This is a genomic window from Pseudomonas sp. PME37.24/025 (assembly GCF_055556615.1).
Genome location: NZ_JBVHNK010000185.1, coordinates 1 through 273, shown reverse-complemented (window position 1 = coordinate 273; position 273 = coordinate 1). Strand labels below are relative to the sequence as shown.

Annotated in this window: 1 protein-coding gene; it reads left to right on the top strand. The window is 67.0% G+C overall.

Annotated elements, in window-relative coordinates; all coding sequences use genetic code 11:
* Positions 1-273: hypothetical protein (locus ACZ3HH_RS30000; RefSeq protein WP_465810209.1), on the top strand; the 273-nt coding region annotated here is incomplete at both ends.

The window sequence follows — 273 nt, the reverse complement described above, 5'->3', positions numbered from 1 at the left end:
ATCGGCGTGCAGAGCACCGTGCCGGCTCTCAAGCAGACCGGACGGAACGTGCCGATCTACGGTTTCGGCGCGATCCCGGGTGCCCTGAGTTTCGTCCGACAGGGCGGCGTCACGCTCGTCACGTCGGACGGCGCCAAGTCCGGTTTCGTCGCGATCGACGCGCTCCTCGACCACTGGGTCAACGGCACGGACATCCCCAAGACCACGCCGGCCGAGTACGCCTACGAGTACACGATCGTCGACAAGTCGAACGCTCCCGCGGAGGGGACCGAC